This window comes from Streptomyces sp. NPDC019937 (assembly GCF_040631655.1).
GTDB lineage: Bacteria > Actinomycetota > Actinomycetes > Streptomycetales > Streptomycetaceae > Streptomyces.
In genome coordinates, this window is sequence record NZ_JBEYAL010000012.1 from 17,402 (window position 1) to 32,814 (window position 15,413).

The window sequence follows — 15,413 nt, forward strand, 5'->3', positions numbered from 1 at the left end:
GTGGAGGCGGAGCCGTGGGGGGTCGGCCACCACTTAAAGGTAAAAGCGACGTTGCAGAGACTATTCCTTCAAGTTTCGAAGTCAATAGGTGGTGGCCAAGAAGTTACGCTGCACCCTTTGCGCCATTGACTTCAAGTATTGAAGCGGTCACCGCAGGCGTTGACTGATGACCTTTGACACTCCGTCGCCCTGCATCGAGACGCCGTACAGCGCGTCCGCGACCTCCATCGTCCGCTTCTGGTGAGTGATCACGATCAGCTGGGACGATTCCTGCAACTCCTCCATGATCCGGATCAGCCGCTGCAGATTGGTGTCGTCCAGCGCCGCCTCGACCTCATCCATCACATAGAACGGACTCGGCCGCGCCTTGAAGATCGACACCAGCAGCGCCACGGCCGTCAGCGAACGCTCCCCACCGGACAGCAGGGACAGCCGCTTGACCTTCTTGCCCGGCGGCCGCGCCTCCACGTCCACGCCCGTGGTCAGCATGTTGTCCGGGTCGGTGAGCACCAGCCGCCCCTCACCGCCCGGGAAGAGCCGCGAGAAGACGCCCTCGAACTCGCGCGCGGTATCCCGGTACGCCTCCGTGAACACCTGCTCGACCCGCTCGTCGACCTCCTTGACCACCTGGAGGAGATCCGCCCGCGTCTTCTTCAGGTCCTCCAGCTGCTCGCTCAGGAACTGATGCCGCTCCTCCAGCGCCGCGAATTCCTCCAGCGCCAGCGGATTGACCTTGCCCAGCTGCTGGTACGCCCGCTCGGCGGCCTTCAGCCGCTTCTCCTGCTGCGCCCGGACGTAAGCCACCGGCCGGTTGCGCGGGTGCTCAGGATCCTCCGGAAGCTCCTCGCCCTCGGCGGGCGGGGACGGCGGTACGAGCTGGTCGGGGCCGTACTCGGCGATCAGCCCGGCGGGCTCCACGCCCAGCTCCTCCAGCGCCTTCGACTCCAGCTGCTCGATCCGCATCCGCTTCTCGGCGCCCAGCACCTCGCCCCGGTGCACCGAGTCCGTCAGCTTGTCCAGCTCGCCCTTGAGGTCACGGCCCCGGCCGCGGGCGGCCTCCAGCTCGCGTTCGCGCGCCGCCTTGGCGCGCTCGGCCGCGTCCCGCTCCTCGGCGGCCCGTACGAGCGACACCTCCACATGCGCGAGCAGCTGCCGGGTACCGTCCGCCACCGCCGACGCCATCCGGGCCTCGTGGCGCAACCGGGCGCGCCGCTGTTCGGCGCGCGCCCGCGCCTCGCGCTCGGCGCGCGCGCCCCGGTCGAGCGCGTCGGCCCGCCCCGCGAGCCCCTTCACGCGCTCCTCATGGGTACGGGCCTGGAGCCGCGCCTCCATCTCGGTCTGCCGGGCGTTGGCGCCGTCCGCGGCGAGCCGGTCCCGTACGGAGGTGTCCGGCTCCTCCTCCCCCGGCTGCTCCTCGGCCACCGCCAGCCGCTCCGCCAGCTCCTCGGCCTCCTCGGTCGCCTTCTCCAGCGCCTCCTCGGCCCGGGCGGCGGCCGCGGCCGACCGCTCCGCCTCCCCCGCCGCGCCCCGCGCCTGCCCGGACAGCCGGCCGAGGGACTGCGCGACCTGCGACTTCTCCCGGTCCGCCGCGCTGCGCCGGGCCGCCAGCTCGTCCACCAGCGCCGCGCACTCGGCACGCCGCTCCTTCGCCGCGCGCTGCGCCCCGGCCAGCTCCTCGCACCGTACGGCCAGCTCCTCCAGCTCCGCCGCCGCCTCGTCGACCGACGCCTGCACCTCCAGCAGACTGGGCGCCCCGGCGGACCCGCCCTGCGCGAAGTGCGCCCCGAGCAGATCGCCGTCGGCGGTCACCGCGGTCAACTCGGGGTGCGCCCGGACGACTTCCTCGGCCTCCTCCAGCGTCCCGACCGCGACGATCCCCTCCAGCAGCCGTCGCACGGCCCCCACCAGCCCGGCGGGCCCGTCCACCAGTGCCGCCACCCGCGGCGGCCCCCCGGCGGGCCGCGGCACCCGCACCGGCGCCTCCCCCGGGCTCGCTCCCTCGGCGGCGGCCACGACGGCATGAGCGGGCCGCGCACCGGCTGCACCGGCCGCCCCTGCCGCGCCGGAGCCGCTGGTGCCCGCCCCCGGGGCGGGGTGCGGCCCGGGTTCCGCGCCGCCGTCCGCTTCCGCCCCCGCCGCGTGCGCGGCCGTGGGAACGCCGGTGGCCGCACCGGCAGCGGCGGAGGCCGCGTCGGCGGCGGGTGCCCGCGTAGCCGGGACCACGGCCGCGCCGTGGTCCGTAGCCTGCTCGTCCCCGACGCCCGGCTCGTCCGGTGTGGCGGCGGCCGGGGACCGCGATCCGGGCACGGCGGCGGTGTTCTCCGCGCGCTCACGGGAATCGGCGGGTGCCGGGCCGCCGAGGGTGCGGGTCGGGAGGAGGGTGGCGCGGCCCGCGTCCTCGGTGCGCAGGAGGCGGATCGCCTCGGCGGCGGCCGCGGGGTCGGTGACGGCGAGCGCGTCGGCGGCGGCGCCCAGGGCCGCGGCGACCGGGACCTCGAAGCCGGGGCTGACGGTGAGCAGTTCGGCGGCCGGGCCGAGGAGGCCGGTGAGGCGGTCGGCCGCGGCCATCAGCGCGCCGGTGCCGTCCTTGCGGCGCAGGCCGAGCGCCAGGGCGTCATGGCGGGCGGCGGTCGCGGCGCGGTCGCGTTCGGCGGCGGTGACGGCCTCGCGGGCCGCGCCCAGCGCCGTCTCCGCCTCGGCCAGCTCCCGCTTGGCGGCCTCGTGGCGTTCCGCCAGTTCCGCGTCGTCCGCGTCGAGTCCGTCGACCTCGGCCTTGAGCTGTTCGTACTCCTCCTGCGCGGCGGTGGCCCGGGCCTGGGCCTCGTCGCGGGCGGCGGCCAGCCGTTCGATCTCGGCGCGGGCCGAAGCGGCCCGGCCGCGGGCGGCGTTGACCTGGCCCTGCAGCCGGGCGAGCCCTTCGCGGCGGTCGGCGATGGCGCGGGCCACGTCCTTCAGCCGGCGCTCCTCCTGCGCCAGGCTCCGTTCGAGTTCCGCCCGGTGCGCGACGGTGTCGTCCAGGGCGCGGCCGGCCGCCTCCAGGGCGGCTTCCAGCTCGGCCTCCTGCTCCCGGATGCGGGCCGCCTCGCGCTCCATGTCCTCCGGGTCGCGGCCGCGCCGCTCCTCGGCGGGGGCGGTGGTGGCGCTCTTGACCCGGGCGTCGGCCAGGCTGATCGTGCCGCGCACCCGCTCGGCGAGCTGGGACAGCTCGTACCAGGTCTGCTGGGCGTCACGCAGCCGTGGTGCGAGCTGCCGCACCTGTTCCTCGAGGACGGCCTCGCGCTGCTGGGCGGTGCGCAGCTCGGCCTCCGTGGCCTCCTTGCGCTTCTTCAGCTCCGCCTCGTCGGCGACCTCGGCGCGCAGCGCCTCGCGCAGGGTGACCAGGTCGTCGGCGAGCAGCCGCAGCCGGGCGTCGCGCAGGTCGGCCTGGATGACGGCGGCGCGGCGGGCGACGGCGGCCTGGCGGCCGAGGGGCTTGAGCTGGCGGCGCAGCTCGTCGGTGAGGTCCTGGACGCGGGCGAGGTTGGCCTGCATCGCGTCCAGCTTCCGCAGTGCCTTCTCCTTGCGCCTGCGGTGCTTGAGGACGCCCGCGGCCTCCTCGATGAAGGCGCGGCGGCCGGTCGGGTCGGCGTGCAGGACGCCGTCGAGCTGGCCCTGGCCGACGATGACGTGCATCTCACGGCCGATGCCGGAGTCGGACAGCAGTTCCTGGATGTCCAGCAGCCGGCAGGTGTCGCCGTTGAGCTGGTACTCGCTGCCGCCGTTGCGGAACATGATCCGCGTGATGGTGACTTCGGCGTAGTCGATCGGCAGCGCGCCATCGGCGTTGTCGATGGTGAGGGAGACCTCGGCGCGGCCGAGCGGGGGACGGCCGGTGGTCCCGGCGAAGATGACGTCCTCCATCTTGCCGCCGCGCAGCGACTTGGCGCCCTGTTCGCCCATGACCCAGGAGAGTGCGTCCACGACGTTGGACTTGCCCGACCCGTTGGGGCCGACGACGCAGGTGATACCCGGCTCGAAGCGGAGCGTCGTGGCGGAGGCGAAGGACTTGAAGCCTCGTAGGGTCAGGCTCTTCAGGTGCACGCCGTTGGACTCTACCTTCCGGGCCCCGTCCGGCATCGTCCCGCGCGCGGGGCGCCGCGGGCCCGCCCCGGCTTTTTCCCGCTTTCCTCAAAGATCGGTTTCACCGGTGAGGGGGAGGGGCACATCAGTCGGTAAGGGAAAGCCGGAAGAACGCGGGGGAACGACGAAGGGACGCCGAGGCGTCCCTTGAAGATTCTCAAGCGGCTGACGGTTCAGCCCGACCGGCCCGAGGGCTGGGGTCAGGCGAGCGCAGGCTCCGCCTGGGATACGTCGATGCTTTCGAGCAGCGAGTCGCCGTGACGAGCGGCGGCGGACAGCGCGTCGTTTTCGGCCTGAATCCGAACCAGCTCGGATTCAAGATCCTGAACGCGCTGCTGAAGCCGTCGCATCTCGGCGAGGACTCGGGGGTCGGAGCCGCCGACGTAACCGAGAAGCGCCTTTGCCATGATGGATGGTCCTCCACACTGAGTGACCGACCGAAGCGGTGGTGGGTCGTGAGGGATTTCGCACCCGCGATGTCCGCCGATATTGCCGTGCTGAGGTGGCGGACAAGTTAAGGTGCGCGGGGACTTCCAGAGTCTCACCAATTGGTTTGAGGGTCAACACGATCACATGCCGCCGGCACCGCGAGGGCCGAGAGCGCATGGGGGCGGCAGCTGCGCCGCCCGCTCTCCAGAGGGCCCGTAGCGGTTGGGGATCTTCCTACGCTCCGCAGCCTTCCACGGAGCGGCGACATTCGCAACCATCAGCCGGTTTCTGCTCACAGCGCGCACGGAAGGCGTGGTCAGCGCGGTGCCCGAAGAGGGCCGAACGAGGGTCCCCGGGGGGCTCCCTCAGCGGATCTCGAAGCTGTCGTAGCCGCCGCGCGGTGTGTCCCAGATCTCGGTGACACCGTCGACCCGCCCGGGCGTGTCGCCCTCCCGCAACCAGTCGAGCAGCTGTTCGCACCCCGCGCGCGGACCCTCCGCGACGACCTGGACGCGGCCGTCGGAGAGGTTGGAGGCGAATCCGGCGAGGCCTCCGATGCGCAGCGCGTTGGCCCGGGTGAACCACCGGAAGCCGACGCCCTGGACACGGCCGCGGACCCACGCGGTGAGGCGCACGTTGTCGTTCATGTCTGCACGCTAACCGGCTAATTGGCGCCTCGGCACATCCACCTCCTGCCGCATGGCGTACAGTCCCGGCTCAGCGAGACTCACTCACACGAGTGACACATGAGTTGACCACACGAGCCACACATTTGACGCTCTCGTGCACAAGGAAGGCAGGAGATGGGCCGCCATCGACGATCTGCCCCCGGAACCGCGACGCCGCCCGTGGTGGGCGCCGGCCGCCACCGGGGACCGCGCCGTAGCCCTCTCGCACCGGTGAGGACCGGGCTGTTGAGTGTGTCCGCCGCGGTCGCGGTGAGCGCCGTGGCCATGGCCTCCGGGTTGGTCCCGGGCCCCGCCGGTCTCGGCGGCAGCGAGCCCGCCGGGCAGCAGGTGCAGGCCGGCGGGTCGCCCGGCACCGGCCCGGACACCCAGGACCCGGGGACCGGCTTACCGGCGGGCGGCGCGGGGACGTCGCCGAGCCCCGGCGACGGCACCCCGCAGGCGCCGTCCACGCCCCCCTCCGCGACCCCCTCGAAGCCCGCCGGAACGCCGTCCACGACGCCCTCGGACGAGCGCCCCAGCTCCCCGTCCGGCAGCAAACCCGGCGGCCCTTCGGACGGCGGGGGCTCGGACTCGACCCCTCCGTCCCGTACGCCCACGACGGATCCGGTGCCCAGCCTCCCGCCGGAGAAGCCCGACCGGGCGGCGGCGGCCGAGAAGGCGGTCATCGCCCTGGTGAACCAGGAGCGGGCCACGGTCGGCTGCCAACCGGTGACCGAGGACCCGAAACTCGCCCAGCTGGCGCAGGACTTCGCCGACGACATGGCGATACGCGACTTCTTCGACCACCTCGACCCGGACGGCCAGGACCCCTGGGAGCGCGCCAAGCTCGCGGGCATCCTGGACCTGGGCGGGGAGAACATCGGCCGCGGCCAGACCACCGCGCAGGCCGTGATGGACTCGTGGATGGACAGCCCCGACCACCGGGCGAACATCCTCAACTGCCAGTACAAGACACTCGGCGTCGGCGCGCACTTCGGCGACGACGGCCCCTGGTGGACCCAGGACTTCGGCTACTAGAACGGCGAACGGGCGGCCCGGGCGTCACGCGTCACGCACACCGGGCCGCCCCGTCATGCCCGCTTACCGGACGACAGCGCGACCCATGGGAGAGCGCTGCGCGTATGGTATGTGCATGGAATGTGAACGCACCGCCGGGAGCCGTCCGGAGGCGGACGCCGCCGAGGACGAGGCCTTCGACGTGTTCGCGCGCGCCTGTCCGTCCCGCGCCACGCTGGAGCACGTCACCGGCAAGTGGGGCGGCCTCACCCTGACCGCGCTGCACGAGAGCGGCTGCCGCTTCAACGAGCTGCGGCGCCGGGTCGACGGGGTCAGCGAGAAGATGCTGTCCCAGACGCTGCACGCGCTGGAGCGGGACGGCCTGGTGCACCGCGAGGCCCAGCCGGTCAATCCGCCGCGCGTGGACTACCGGCTCACCCCGCTGGGGCACGCGGTCGCCGAGCGGCTGCTGTCGCTGATCGGCCTGGTCGAGGAGCGGATGCCGGAGGTGCTGAGCGCCCGGGAGGCTTACGACGGGCGGCGCGCCGAGAATGCCGAGGCCCCGGCCGGACGCGGCGGGCGCTGACAGCGCGGGCAGAAGTAGCTGGAGCGGTTCATCCAGGGGCGGCGGCGCATGGCGGTGCCGCAGCGGCGGCACGGCTCGTCCTCCCGGCCGTACGCGTCGAGGGAGCGCTCGAAGTACCCCGACTCGCCGTTCACATTGACGTAGAGGCTGTCGAAGCTGGTGCCGCCCACGGCCAGCGCCGCGCTCATGACATCCCGCACATGGCCGAGGAGTTCGGTGGAGCGCGGCCGGGTGAGGGTGGCGGTCGGCCGGTCGTAGTGCAGCCGGGCGCGCCACAGCGCCTCGTCGGCGTAGATGTTGCCGACGCCGCTGATCAGCGACTGGTCGAGCAGGGCGCGCTTGACGGTCGTACGGCGGCGGCGCAGCGCGAGGTGGAAGGCCGCCTCGTCGAAGGCGGGGTCCAGCGGGTCGCGGGCGATGTGCGCGATGGCGTCCGGCAGCCCCTCCAGGTCGCCGGGGACGGAGCCGTGCAGCGAGAGCCCGCCGAAGGTGCGCTGGTCGACGAAGCGCAGCTCGGTGCCCAGGTCGTCGGCGAACCGGACCCGGATGCGCAGGTGCTTCTCGTCCGGGGCGTCGCCGGGCTGGACCAGCAGCTGGCCGCTCATGCCGAGGTGGGCGAGCACCGCTTCGGCGGTGTCCTCGAACGGCAGCCACAGATACTTGCCGCGGCGGCGGACCGCCCCGGTGCGGCGGCCCTTGAGGCGGGCCGCGAAGTCCTCCGCGCCGCCGATGTGGCGGCGCACCGCGCGGGGATGCAGCACCTGGACCTCGGCGACCGTGCGATCGCTGATCCAGCGCTCCAGACCGCGTCGGACCACCTCGACCTCGGGCAGCTCGGGCAACGTGTCTCCTGAAGGAGGGATCACCGGCACTCCGGCCCCGGTCGGTGACCGGGGCCGGGACGGTGCCTATCGGGTGGTGGTCGCCGAGTCCGCGACCGGGGCGCTCGTGGCCTCGGCGCCTTCGGCGACCGCCTCGGCCCCGGCCGCTGCCTCCGCCTCGGCCCCGGCTTCCGCCTTGGCCTCGGCTTCCGCCGCGGCCTTCGCTTCGGCCCCGGCCTCCGCTTCGGCCCCGGCCTTCGCTTCGGCCTCGGCCTTCGTCTGCGCCTCGTCGGCGGCCGCGCGGATCGCGCGCCAGGCGGCCTCGGCCGCCTGCTGCTCGGCTTCCTTCTTGCTGCGGCCGGTGCCGGTGCCGTACGCGACACCACCGACGCGGGCGGCAGCCGTGAAGGTCTTCTCGTGGTCGGGCCCGGTCTCGGAGACCAGGTACTCCGGAACCCCAAGACCCTCGGTGGCGGTCAGTTCCTGGAGGCTGGTCTTCCAGTCCAGGCCGGCGCCGAGGTTCGAGGACTTCTCGATCAGTGGGTCGAAGAGCCGGTGCACCAGTTCGGCGGCGGCGTCGAGTCCCCGGTCGAGATAGACCGCGCCGATCACCGCTTCCAGGGTGTCGGCGAGAATGGATGCCTTGTCCCTGCCCCCGGTGCCCTCTTCGCCCCGGCCGAGCCGGATGAAGGCGCCGAGGTCCAGCCCCCGGCCCACCTCGGCGAGCGCGCGCGAGTTGACCACCGCGGCCCGCAGCTTGGCCAGCTGGCCCTCGGGCAGGTCCGGGTGGATGCGGTACAGCGTGTCGGTGACCACCAGGCCGAGCACCGAATCCCCGAGGAATTCCAGCCGCTCGTTGGTGGGCAGCCCGCCGTTCTCGTACGCGAAGGAGCGATGGGTCAGCGCACGCACCAGAAGGGCGGACTCGAGCTGATACCCGAGCCGCCCTTCCAGGATCGTGTGGGACGAGGCCTTGTCCGCCTGGACCGTATCGCCGCCGCGCTGATGACCTCCGCGAGGTTCACCCGCGCGCTTGCGGGACGGCGTGCTGGCGTCCGACATAGAGCCTGTCACCCGCCGATCAGACCTCGAGGACCTGGCGGCGGTTGTAGGTGCCGCAGCTCGGGCACGCGATGTGCTGCTGCTTCGGCTCGTGGCAGCGCTCGCACGCCACCAGGGTGGGGACCGCAGCCTTCCACTGCGACCGGCGGTGGCGCGTGTTGCTGCGCGACATCTTCCGCTTCGGAACAGCCACGGCTACTTCTCCTGTGGGTCATCCCCGCGCTGGCGGGGGGCGTTGTCCTTCTCGCCGTCCTGAATGGACTCGGCGAGTCCCTGCAATGCCGCCCAACGGATGTCGACGGCTTCGTGGTGGTGGTCCGGGTCGTCCGCGAGCCGCGCACCGCAATCGGCACACAGCCCGGGGCAGTCCTCCCGGCACACCGGCTGCAGCGGCAGTGACAGCACCACCGCGTCGCGCAGCACGGGCTCGAGGTCGAACAGGTCGGCCTCGAGGAAGAGCGTGTCCTCCTCCTCGGCGTCGTCGCCGGTGTCCGCTTCGCGGCTCCGGTCGTCGGCGTCGGGGTAGGAGTACATCTCCTGGAAGTCCGCTTCGAGCTCTCGCTCCAGCGGCTCCAGACACCTTACGCACTCCCCCGTGAGCGGTGCACGGGCGGTGCCTGTGACAAGCACCCCTTCCATGACCGACTCAAGGCGGAGATCAAGCTCCACGGTCGCGCCCTCCCGCACCCCGATGACCTCGATGCCGAGGTCCTTGGGGGCCGCCACGGAGCGGGAGACCCGCTTCAGCGCACCAGGACGCCGCCCCAGCTCGCGTGTGTCGAACACGAGGGGGGCACGGTGGTCGAGGCGGGCGTTCAGGGCTTCCTGCTTTCTACGCTGCGGCGGGCCGCCCGGCACGGACTTGAAGCGGGCAGCCGAGATCGCGGACGTACGCGCGACCGAAGAGCCAGGATACTGGACGGGCCGCCCCAGGCCCAATCGGGTTCCGGCGCCGCTCTAGCGCCCCTGCTCGTACTGGCGCAGCTGATCGAGGTCGATCATGCTCGTGTCGAACAGGCTGGTCTCGTCGAGCGCGGCGCCCGGCTGCTGCGGGGAGTACGGGGGCTGCTGCGGGGGCTGCTGGGCGTAGCCGTTCGGGTCGTAGCCCTGGGGCTGCTGCCAGCCGTAGGCGTCCTGCTGCTGGTAGCCGTTCTGCTGCGGATAACCGGCCTGCTGGCCGTAGGGGTCGGGCTGTTGTACGTAGCCCTGCTGCTGATAGCCGTACGCGTCCTGCTGCTGGTAGCCCGCGGCGGCGTAGTAACCGGCGTCGGCCGCCGCCGGGTCCATCGCGGCGGGGTCCATCGCCGCCGGATCCATCGCCGCGGGCTGGACGGCCGCGGGCTGGACGACGGGCGGCTGCGCGGCGGCGGGCCGCACGAGGGCGTCCTGGGACTGGGCCAGCTCCGCGTAGTAGTCGTCGTCGCTGGTCCGCAGGGCCTGGGCGGTCGCGTCCTGGGCCGCCATGTGGGCGCCCAGCTCATCGGCCGGGCGGGAGCCGAGCAGCTTCTGCCGGCCCCGGCCGACCGCCTCAAGGGTCTTGCCGAGGACCGCGGAGACGGCCCCCAGCTTGGTGTCCACGTACTCGTCGGCGCGCTGCCGCAGGATCTGCGGATCGGCGCTGCGCTCCGGCTCGTCGTCCATGCCGTCGCCGCCGGGCGTGCGGCCGAGCAGCTTGTCGCGGCCGCGGTCCACCGAACCGATGGTCTTGGTCAGCACGACCTCGAAGTTGGCGAGCTTGCTGTCGACGTAGTCGTCGGCCTCGGCGCGGATCTCCTCGGCCTCCCGGCGGGCCTCCCCGAGGATCCGGTCGGCCTCCTCCTGGGACGTGCGGGCCACCTCGGTCTCCGAGATCAGCCGGGCGCGCTCGGCGTGCGCGGCCTCGACGATCCGCGTCGCCTCCTGGCGGGCGTCGTCCACCATCCGGTCCCGCCCGCCGATCAGCTCCTCGGCATGGGCGAGGGAGTCGGGGAGCGCGGCGCGCACCTCTTCGAGCATGGCGAGCAGCTCGGCGCGGTTGACCACGCACGAGGCCGACATGGGCATTCCCCGGGCGCTGCCGACGGCGCTCACGATCTCGTCGAGCTTCTTCTGCACGTCCACCTTGGGTGCTCGCAGTCTGAGTCGGAAGGGATGAGACGGGACCGACTGTACGGCCAGCGGGCGCCTGCCCGACACCCGCTGACGCGCCGTCAGCCCTCAGTCCGCGGTCACTTCCGCCGGAGCCGGTCGGCCAGGGCCTCCAGGACGAGCGGCGGCACCAGGTGCGAGATGTCGCCGCCCCAGGCCGCGACCTCCTTGACCAGGCTGGAGGAGAGGAAGCTGTAGGTGGGGTTGGTGGGCACGAAGAGGGTCTCCACGCCCGACAGGCCGTTGTTCATCTGGGCCATCTGCAGCTCGTAGTCGAAGTCGCTGACGGCCCGCAGCCCCTTGACGATGGCGGGGATGTCGCGCTGCTTGCAGAAGTCCACGAGCAGCCCGTGGAAGGACTCCACCTCGACATTGCCGTACTCGGCGGTGGTTTGGCGGAGCAGATCCATCCGCTCCTCCACCGTGAACAGCCCCTGCTTGGACTTGTTGATCATCACGGCGACGTGGACGACGTCGTACAGCTTGGACGCTCGGGCGATGATGTCCAGGTGCCCATTGGTGACGGGGTCGAAGGACCCCGGACAGACGGCGCGGCGCAACGGAAGTTCCTCGCTCTCGGGTCCGGTCATGACGCGTTGTCGCACGTCGAGGCGGCGCGACCGTACCAAAGCGTGCCCTCGCCGTAGCGACGGGACCGCAGTCCCTCGAAACCGGCCGGCCACCCGAACTCCCCGCCTCTGGTGCTGCGCTCCACGGTGGCCAGCGCGTCGGGCGCGAGCCAGCCTTTGCCACGGAGTGTGAGCAGGATCTCGCGGAGATCGTCGTCGGTGACGGCGTAGGGCGGGTCCAGGAAGACGACGTCGTACGGTCCGGTGGCCGGGGGCGGGCCGCCGACGGTCACCGCGGCCTTCGCGGTCCGCAGCTCCGCGCCGGGCAGCCCCAGCACCCGGATGTTCTCCCGGATGGTGCGGGCGGCGCGCGCGTCCGACTCGACCAGCAGCACATGGGCCGCGCCCCGGGACAGCGCCTCCAGGCCGACCGCGCCGGAGCCGCCGTACAGATCGAGGACCCGGGCCCCGCTCAGCGAGCCGAGCAGCGACTCCCAGGTGGAGAACAGGCCCTCGCGCGCCCGGTCCGAGGTGGGTCGGGTGCCGTTTCCCGGCGGCACGGCCAGGCGGCGTCCGCCGGCCGCTCCGGCGATCACGCGGGTCATGGGTGTTGGCAGTCCTTCGCGGTGGTCGTCACGGTGGTGGTCGCGGTGCTCGGGGCGGCGGCGGGCGGTACGTCGGGCCGCCGCCCCTCCACGATATGGCGTCCGCGCCGCTCGGGACCCCCGCGGGGCGGCGCCGGCTCATCCCTTGTCGAGGAATTCCTCCCGCTCCTTGTCCAGCAGGACGTCCAGCGCGGTGCGCAGCTCCGGGTAGCCGGTCAGCTCGGGGTCGGCCGTGACGATCGCGGTGGCCTCCTCCCGGGCGGCGGCGATGACCTCCTCGTCGTCGATGACGGCGAGCACCCGCAGCGAGGAGCGGACGCCGGACTGGGCCTGGCCGAGCACATCGCCCTCGCGGCGCTGCTCCAGGTCGATCCGGGACAGCTCGAAGCCGTCGAGCGTGGCGGCGACCGCGCCGAGCCGCACCCGGGCGGGGCTCGCCTCGGGCATCTCGGTCACCAGCAGGCACAGCCCCGGGGCCGAGCCCCGCCCGACCCGGCCGCGCAGCTGGTGCAGCTGGGAGACGCCGAACCGGTCGGCGTCCATGATCACCATGGCGGTGGCGTTGGGCACGTTGACGCCCACCTCGATGACGGTCGTGGCGACCAGCACGTCCACCCCGCCCGCGGCGAAGCGGCGCATCACCTCGTCCTTGGCCTCCGGCGCCATCCGGCCGTGCAGCACCTCCACCCGCAGATCGCTCAGCGGGCCCGCGGCGAGCTTGCCGGCGACGTCGAGGACCGCGAGCGGCGGGCGCTTCTCCGCCTCGTCCTCGGCGCTCTTCTCCTTGTCCTCGGACGTCTTCTTCTTCGCGGCCTTGGCCGCCTTCTCCTCGTCCTCCTCGTCTCCGATGCGCGGGCACACCACATACGCCTGGTGTCCGCCCGCCACCTCCTCCCGCACCCGCTCCCAGGCCCGGGCCAGGAAGTGCGGCTTGTCCTTGGCGGGCACCACATGGGAGGCGATCGGGGAACGGCCGGACGGCAGCTGGTCCAGGACGGAGGTCTCCAGGTCGCCGAAGACGGTCATGGCGACGGTCCGCGGAATCGGGGTGGCCGTCATCACCAGCAGATGCGGGGGCTGCTTGCCCTTGGAGCGCAGGGCGTCGCGCTGCTCGACCCCGAAGCGGTGCTGCTCGTCGACCACCACCAGGCCCAGGTCGTGGAACTGGACCTTGTCCTCGATCAGGGCGTGGGTGCCGATCACGATCCCGGCCTCGCCGGTGACCAGGTCCAGCAGCGCCTGGCGGCGGGCGGCGGCCCCCATCGAGCCGGTGAGCAGCACGACCTTGGTGCCCTGCTCGGCGCCGCCGAGCATGCCCCCTTCGGCCAGCTCGCCCATCATCTCGGTGATCGACCGGTGGTGCTGCTGGGCCAGGACCTCGGTCGGCGCGAGCATCGCCGCCTGTCCCCCGGCGTCGACGACGCCGAGCATCGCGCGCAGGGCGACCATGGTGTTGTGGGTCACCGTGAAGTGGTCCGTGACGTAGGCATGGCTCGGGTGAGCAACGCTGATGCACTGGACCGGTTTGCGGCCGACGTACTCCACGGCCCTGATTCCGCGCCGGAAGGTGTTGTACTTCGGCCGCCCCCGGAGGCGTGCCGCCTTTCTGGTCAGCCTGAAGGGCACGTACGCGTCGGGCAATGCGACGGAGACGACGAAGGCCGCGCTCTTTGGCAGGACCCTGGCGCGGCCGCCGAGGGAGCGCACCAGCCACGCCACATCATCGGCCAGTTGACGCGACGCGGAGCAGTACGAGACGTCCAGGCCGTCCGACCGCACGGTACCTTCCGTGTCCATCAGACCCTGGAGCAGCGCGAGTCGATCCTTGATCGTTGCGTTCTTGTAGGCGGCCGGAACGAATTTCTCGTGCGACGTGACACCCCAGAGCCCGAAGCCCCGCAGCGCTTGAATCACCGGGTTTCTCCGAGTGCCCCCCTTGGGCACGGACATCTGGATCGTGTAGTCGCAGCGCGAACCGGGCACCGGAACGAGCCCACAATCCGGAGCCATGGCCTCCGTTGCCGCTTGGACGATTTCGGCATCAGCGCTGGAGAGTCGCAGATTGTGACGGAACGAGCCATCCCCGAGGAGAAGGCCGAGAAAATAGGGGTCGAGCGAAAGATCCGTACTGTCCTCAAGGTCGGTCGGCTGCGCGACGGGGAGGTACCACTTGGGCGACCCATTGGCCTCGAACAGGTCGCCCCTGATGTCACGGGTCGACATCACTTTGGGCTCCTGCCCACGAGCCCAGGCACAGCTCGTCCCCACGATCCACAGGTGCTCGTCGTCGCATTCGACACTGGTCCCGTCCGACAGGACCAAGCGCCATACGTCGCGCTCACCCTGAGGAAAGACCCCGTCGATGACCGCACGGTCCCCGGAGGGCACCACCACCTCGTCACCCGGGGCCATGTCTCCCATCGGCCGGTAGCCCCGCGGCGTCAGCACCAGGGAGTCGAGCGGCTGCGCCTTGCCGGATCCGACCTCGCCCTGGAGCAGCCGGTGCATGGGGTGGTCGGTGGCCAGGTCGGCGAAGATCTCGGCGCTGACCTTCCGCTGGCCCTCGGTGAGGGTGAACGGCAGCCGGGCGTCGAAGGCGTCCAGCAGGCCGCCTTCCACCGGCCTGCGGGGCGCGGCGGGCGCCGTCGCGTCGGCCTGGCGGCGGCGGGCGAGGGCGACCTGCAGGACGAACGCCTCGTCCCACTTGAGCCGGTCGCGCGCCGCGGCGATGTCGGCCTTGGTGCGCGGCCGGTGGATGCTCCGCAGCGCATCGGGCAGCGTGGCCAGGCCGCGGCCCTCGCGGAGGCTTTCGGGCAGCGGGTCGATCAGCCCGGCCAGCGCGGCGTCCTCCCGGCCCGCCGGGCCCAGGACGGTGTCGACGGCCTGCTGGATCTGCCAGGACTCCATCTGCTTGCAGGCCGGATACAGCGGCAGCAGCTGGTTGGCGAACGCCTCCACGGCCTCCGAGCCGCTGTCCGGGCGCAGCAGCTTGTACTCGGGGTGCGCCAGCTGCCGCTTGTGGTTGAAGACCGAGACCTTCCCGGCGAACAGGGCGCGGCTGCCGGGCAGCAGCTCCGCGCGCGGCTTGTGGACGCCCTTGCCGAAGAAGACGAGCTGGAGGCGGCCGCCGCCGTCGGTGATGGTGACCTCCAGCCGCTGGCCCCGGCCGCTGTTGAACTTGTGCACGCGGGCGTCCGCGACCTGCGCGACGACGGTCACATGCTCGTCCAGGGGCAGATCGGACAGGCGCGTCAGCTCGCCGCGCTCCGCGTACCGCCGCGGGTAGTGGTGCAGCAGGTCGCCGACCGTGTGCAGGCCGAGGTGCTCGGCCATCACCTTCGCGGTGTTGCCGCCGAGGACTTTCTTCAGGGGTTCATCCAGCACGGGCACGCAGTCCATTGCACACCACG

Annotated in this window: 13 protein-coding genes; 2 read left to right on the top strand and 11 right to left on the bottom strand. The window is 72.4% G+C overall.

All coding sequences use genetic code 11. The features are described from left to right. Positions 1-147: 147 nt before the first annotated feature. The 3 genes from ABZ562_RS14245 to ABZ562_RS14255 form a co-directional block, all read right to left on the bottom strand. The gene (locus tag ABZ562_RS14245) at positions 148-4,080 is read right to left on the bottom strand and encodes an AAA family ATPase (RefSeq protein WP_361478045.1); all 3,933 of its coding nucleotides are present in this window, start codon (positions 4,078-4,080) and stop codon (positions 148-150) included. Between the two features lie 239 nt (positions 4,081-4,319). Continuing rightward, a complete protein-coding gene (locus ABZ562_RS14250) occupies positions 4,320-4,526 on the bottom strand; it encodes a hypothetical protein (protein ID WP_055547295.1) in 207 nt (68 codons plus the stop codon). A gap of 387 nt (positions 4,527-4,913) precedes the next feature. Continuing rightward, entirely contained in the window at positions 4,914-5,195 is a 282-nt protein-coding gene (locus ABZ562_RS14255) for an acylphosphatase (RefSeq protein ID WP_055547297.1), read from the bottom strand. A gap of 273 nt (positions 5,196-5,468) precedes the next feature. Between ABZ562_RS14255 and ABZ562_RS14260 the strand changes: the two genes are divergently transcribed. Further along, complete coding sequence (locus tag ABZ562_RS14260; RefSeq protein ID WP_361478470.1) at positions 5,469-6,254, top strand: CAP domain-containing protein; 786 nt, start codon at positions 5,469-5,471, stop codon at positions 6,252-6,254. Positions 6,255-6,369: 115 nt separating this feature from the next. Further along, positions 6,370-6,819 (top strand): helix-turn-helix domain-containing protein, encoded by a 450-nt coding sequence (locus ABZ562_RS14265; RefSeq protein WP_361478049.1) that lies wholly within the window; start codon positions 6,370-6,372, stop codon positions 6,817-6,819. Here ABZ562_RS14265 and mutM read toward each other — a convergent pair. The 8 genes from mutM to ABZ562_RS14305 form a co-directional block, all read right to left on the bottom strand. After that, positions 6,762-7,661: a bifunctional DNA-formamidopyrimidine glycosylase/DNA-(apurinic or apyrimidinic site) lyase gene (gene mutM / locus ABZ562_RS14270; protein WP_361478052.1), complete on the bottom strand. Its 900-nt coding sequence runs from the start codon at positions 7,659-7,661 to the stop codon at positions 6,762-6,764. The genes ABZ562_RS14265 and mutM overlap by 58 nt on opposite strands. A 66-nt stretch (positions 7,662-7,727) precedes the next feature. Further along, positions 7,728-8,702 carry a ribonuclease III gene (rnc, locus tag ABZ562_RS14275; protein ID WP_361478054.1) on the bottom strand — a complete coding sequence of 325 codons (975 nt, stop codon included), beginning with the start codon at positions 8,700-8,702 and terminating at the stop codon, positions 7,728-7,730. Between the two features lie 19 nt (positions 8,703-8,721). After that, positions 8,722-8,895 (bottom strand): 50S ribosomal protein L32, encoded by a 174-nt coding sequence (rpmF, locus tag ABZ562_RS14280; RefSeq protein ID WP_009714764.1) that lies wholly within the window; start codon positions 8,893-8,895, stop codon positions 8,722-8,724. A 2-nt stretch (positions 8,896-8,897) separates the two neighbouring features. Further along, a complete protein-coding gene (locus ABZ562_RS14285) occupies positions 8,898-9,488 on the bottom strand; it encodes a DUF177 domain-containing protein (protein WP_361478057.1) in 591 nt (196 codons plus the stop codon). Between the two features lie 171 nt (positions 9,489-9,659). Beyond that, the gene (locus ABZ562_RS14290; protein WP_361478060.1) at positions 9,660-10,802 is read right to left on the bottom strand and encodes a cell division initiation protein; all 1,143 of its coding nucleotides are present in this window, start codon (positions 10,800-10,802) and stop codon (positions 9,660-9,662) included. A 107-nt stretch (positions 10,803-10,909) separates the two neighbouring features. Then, positions 10,910-11,419, bottom strand: a complete 510-nt coding sequence (coaD, locus tag ABZ562_RS14295) for a pantetheine-phosphate adenylyltransferase (RefSeq protein ID WP_079038193.1) — start codon at positions 11,417-11,419, stop codon at positions 10,910-10,912. Further along, on the bottom strand, positions 11,416-12,003 hold the full coding sequence (gene rsmD, locus ABZ562_RS14300; RefSeq protein WP_361478063.1) for a 16S rRNA (guanine(966)-N(2))-methyltransferase RsmD: 588 nt from the start codon (positions 12,001-12,003) through the stop codon (positions 11,416-11,418). Before rsmD ends, coaD begins: the two co-directional genes overlap by 4 nt. A 138-nt stretch (positions 12,004-12,141) precedes the next feature. Continuing rightward, a complete protein-coding gene (locus ABZ562_RS14305) occupies positions 12,142-15,402 on the bottom strand; it encodes a helicase-related protein (protein ID WP_361478066.1) in 3,261 nt (1,086 codons plus the stop codon). Between the last annotated feature and the right edge of the window lie 11 nt (positions 15,403-15,413).

What these genes read in the sequence shown, in the direction of transcription:
- ABZ562_RS14250 (WP_055547295.1), bottom strand. Translation starts at nt 4,526, where the DNA reads ATGGCAAAGGCGCTTCTCGGTTACGTCGGCGGCTCCGACCCCCGAGTC.
- ABZ562_RS14255 (WP_055547297.1), bottom strand. Translation starts at nt 5,195, where the DNA reads ATGAACGACAACGTGCGCCTCACCGCGTGGGTCCGCGGCCGTGTCCAG.
- ABZ562_RS14265 (WP_361478049.1), top strand. Translation starts at nt 6,370, where the DNA reads ATGGAATGTGAACGCACCGCCGGGAGCCGTCCGGAGGCGGACGCCGCC.
- rnc (WP_361478054.1), bottom strand. Translation starts at nt 8,702, where the DNA reads ATGTCGGACGCCAGCACGCCGTCCCGCAAGCGCGCGGGTGAACCTCGC.
- coaD (WP_079038193.1), bottom strand. Translation starts at nt 11,419, where the DNA reads ATGACCGGACCCGAGAGCGAGGAACTTCCGTTGCGCCGCGCCGTCTGT.
- rsmD (WP_361478063.1), bottom strand. Translation starts at nt 12,003, where the DNA reads ATGACCCGCGTGATCGCCGGAGCGGCCGGCGGACGCCGCCTGGCCGTG.
- ABZ562_RS14305 (WP_361478066.1), bottom strand. Translation starts at nt 15,402, where the DNA reads ATGGACTGCGTGCCCGTGCTGGATGAACCCCTGAAGAAAGTCCTCGGC.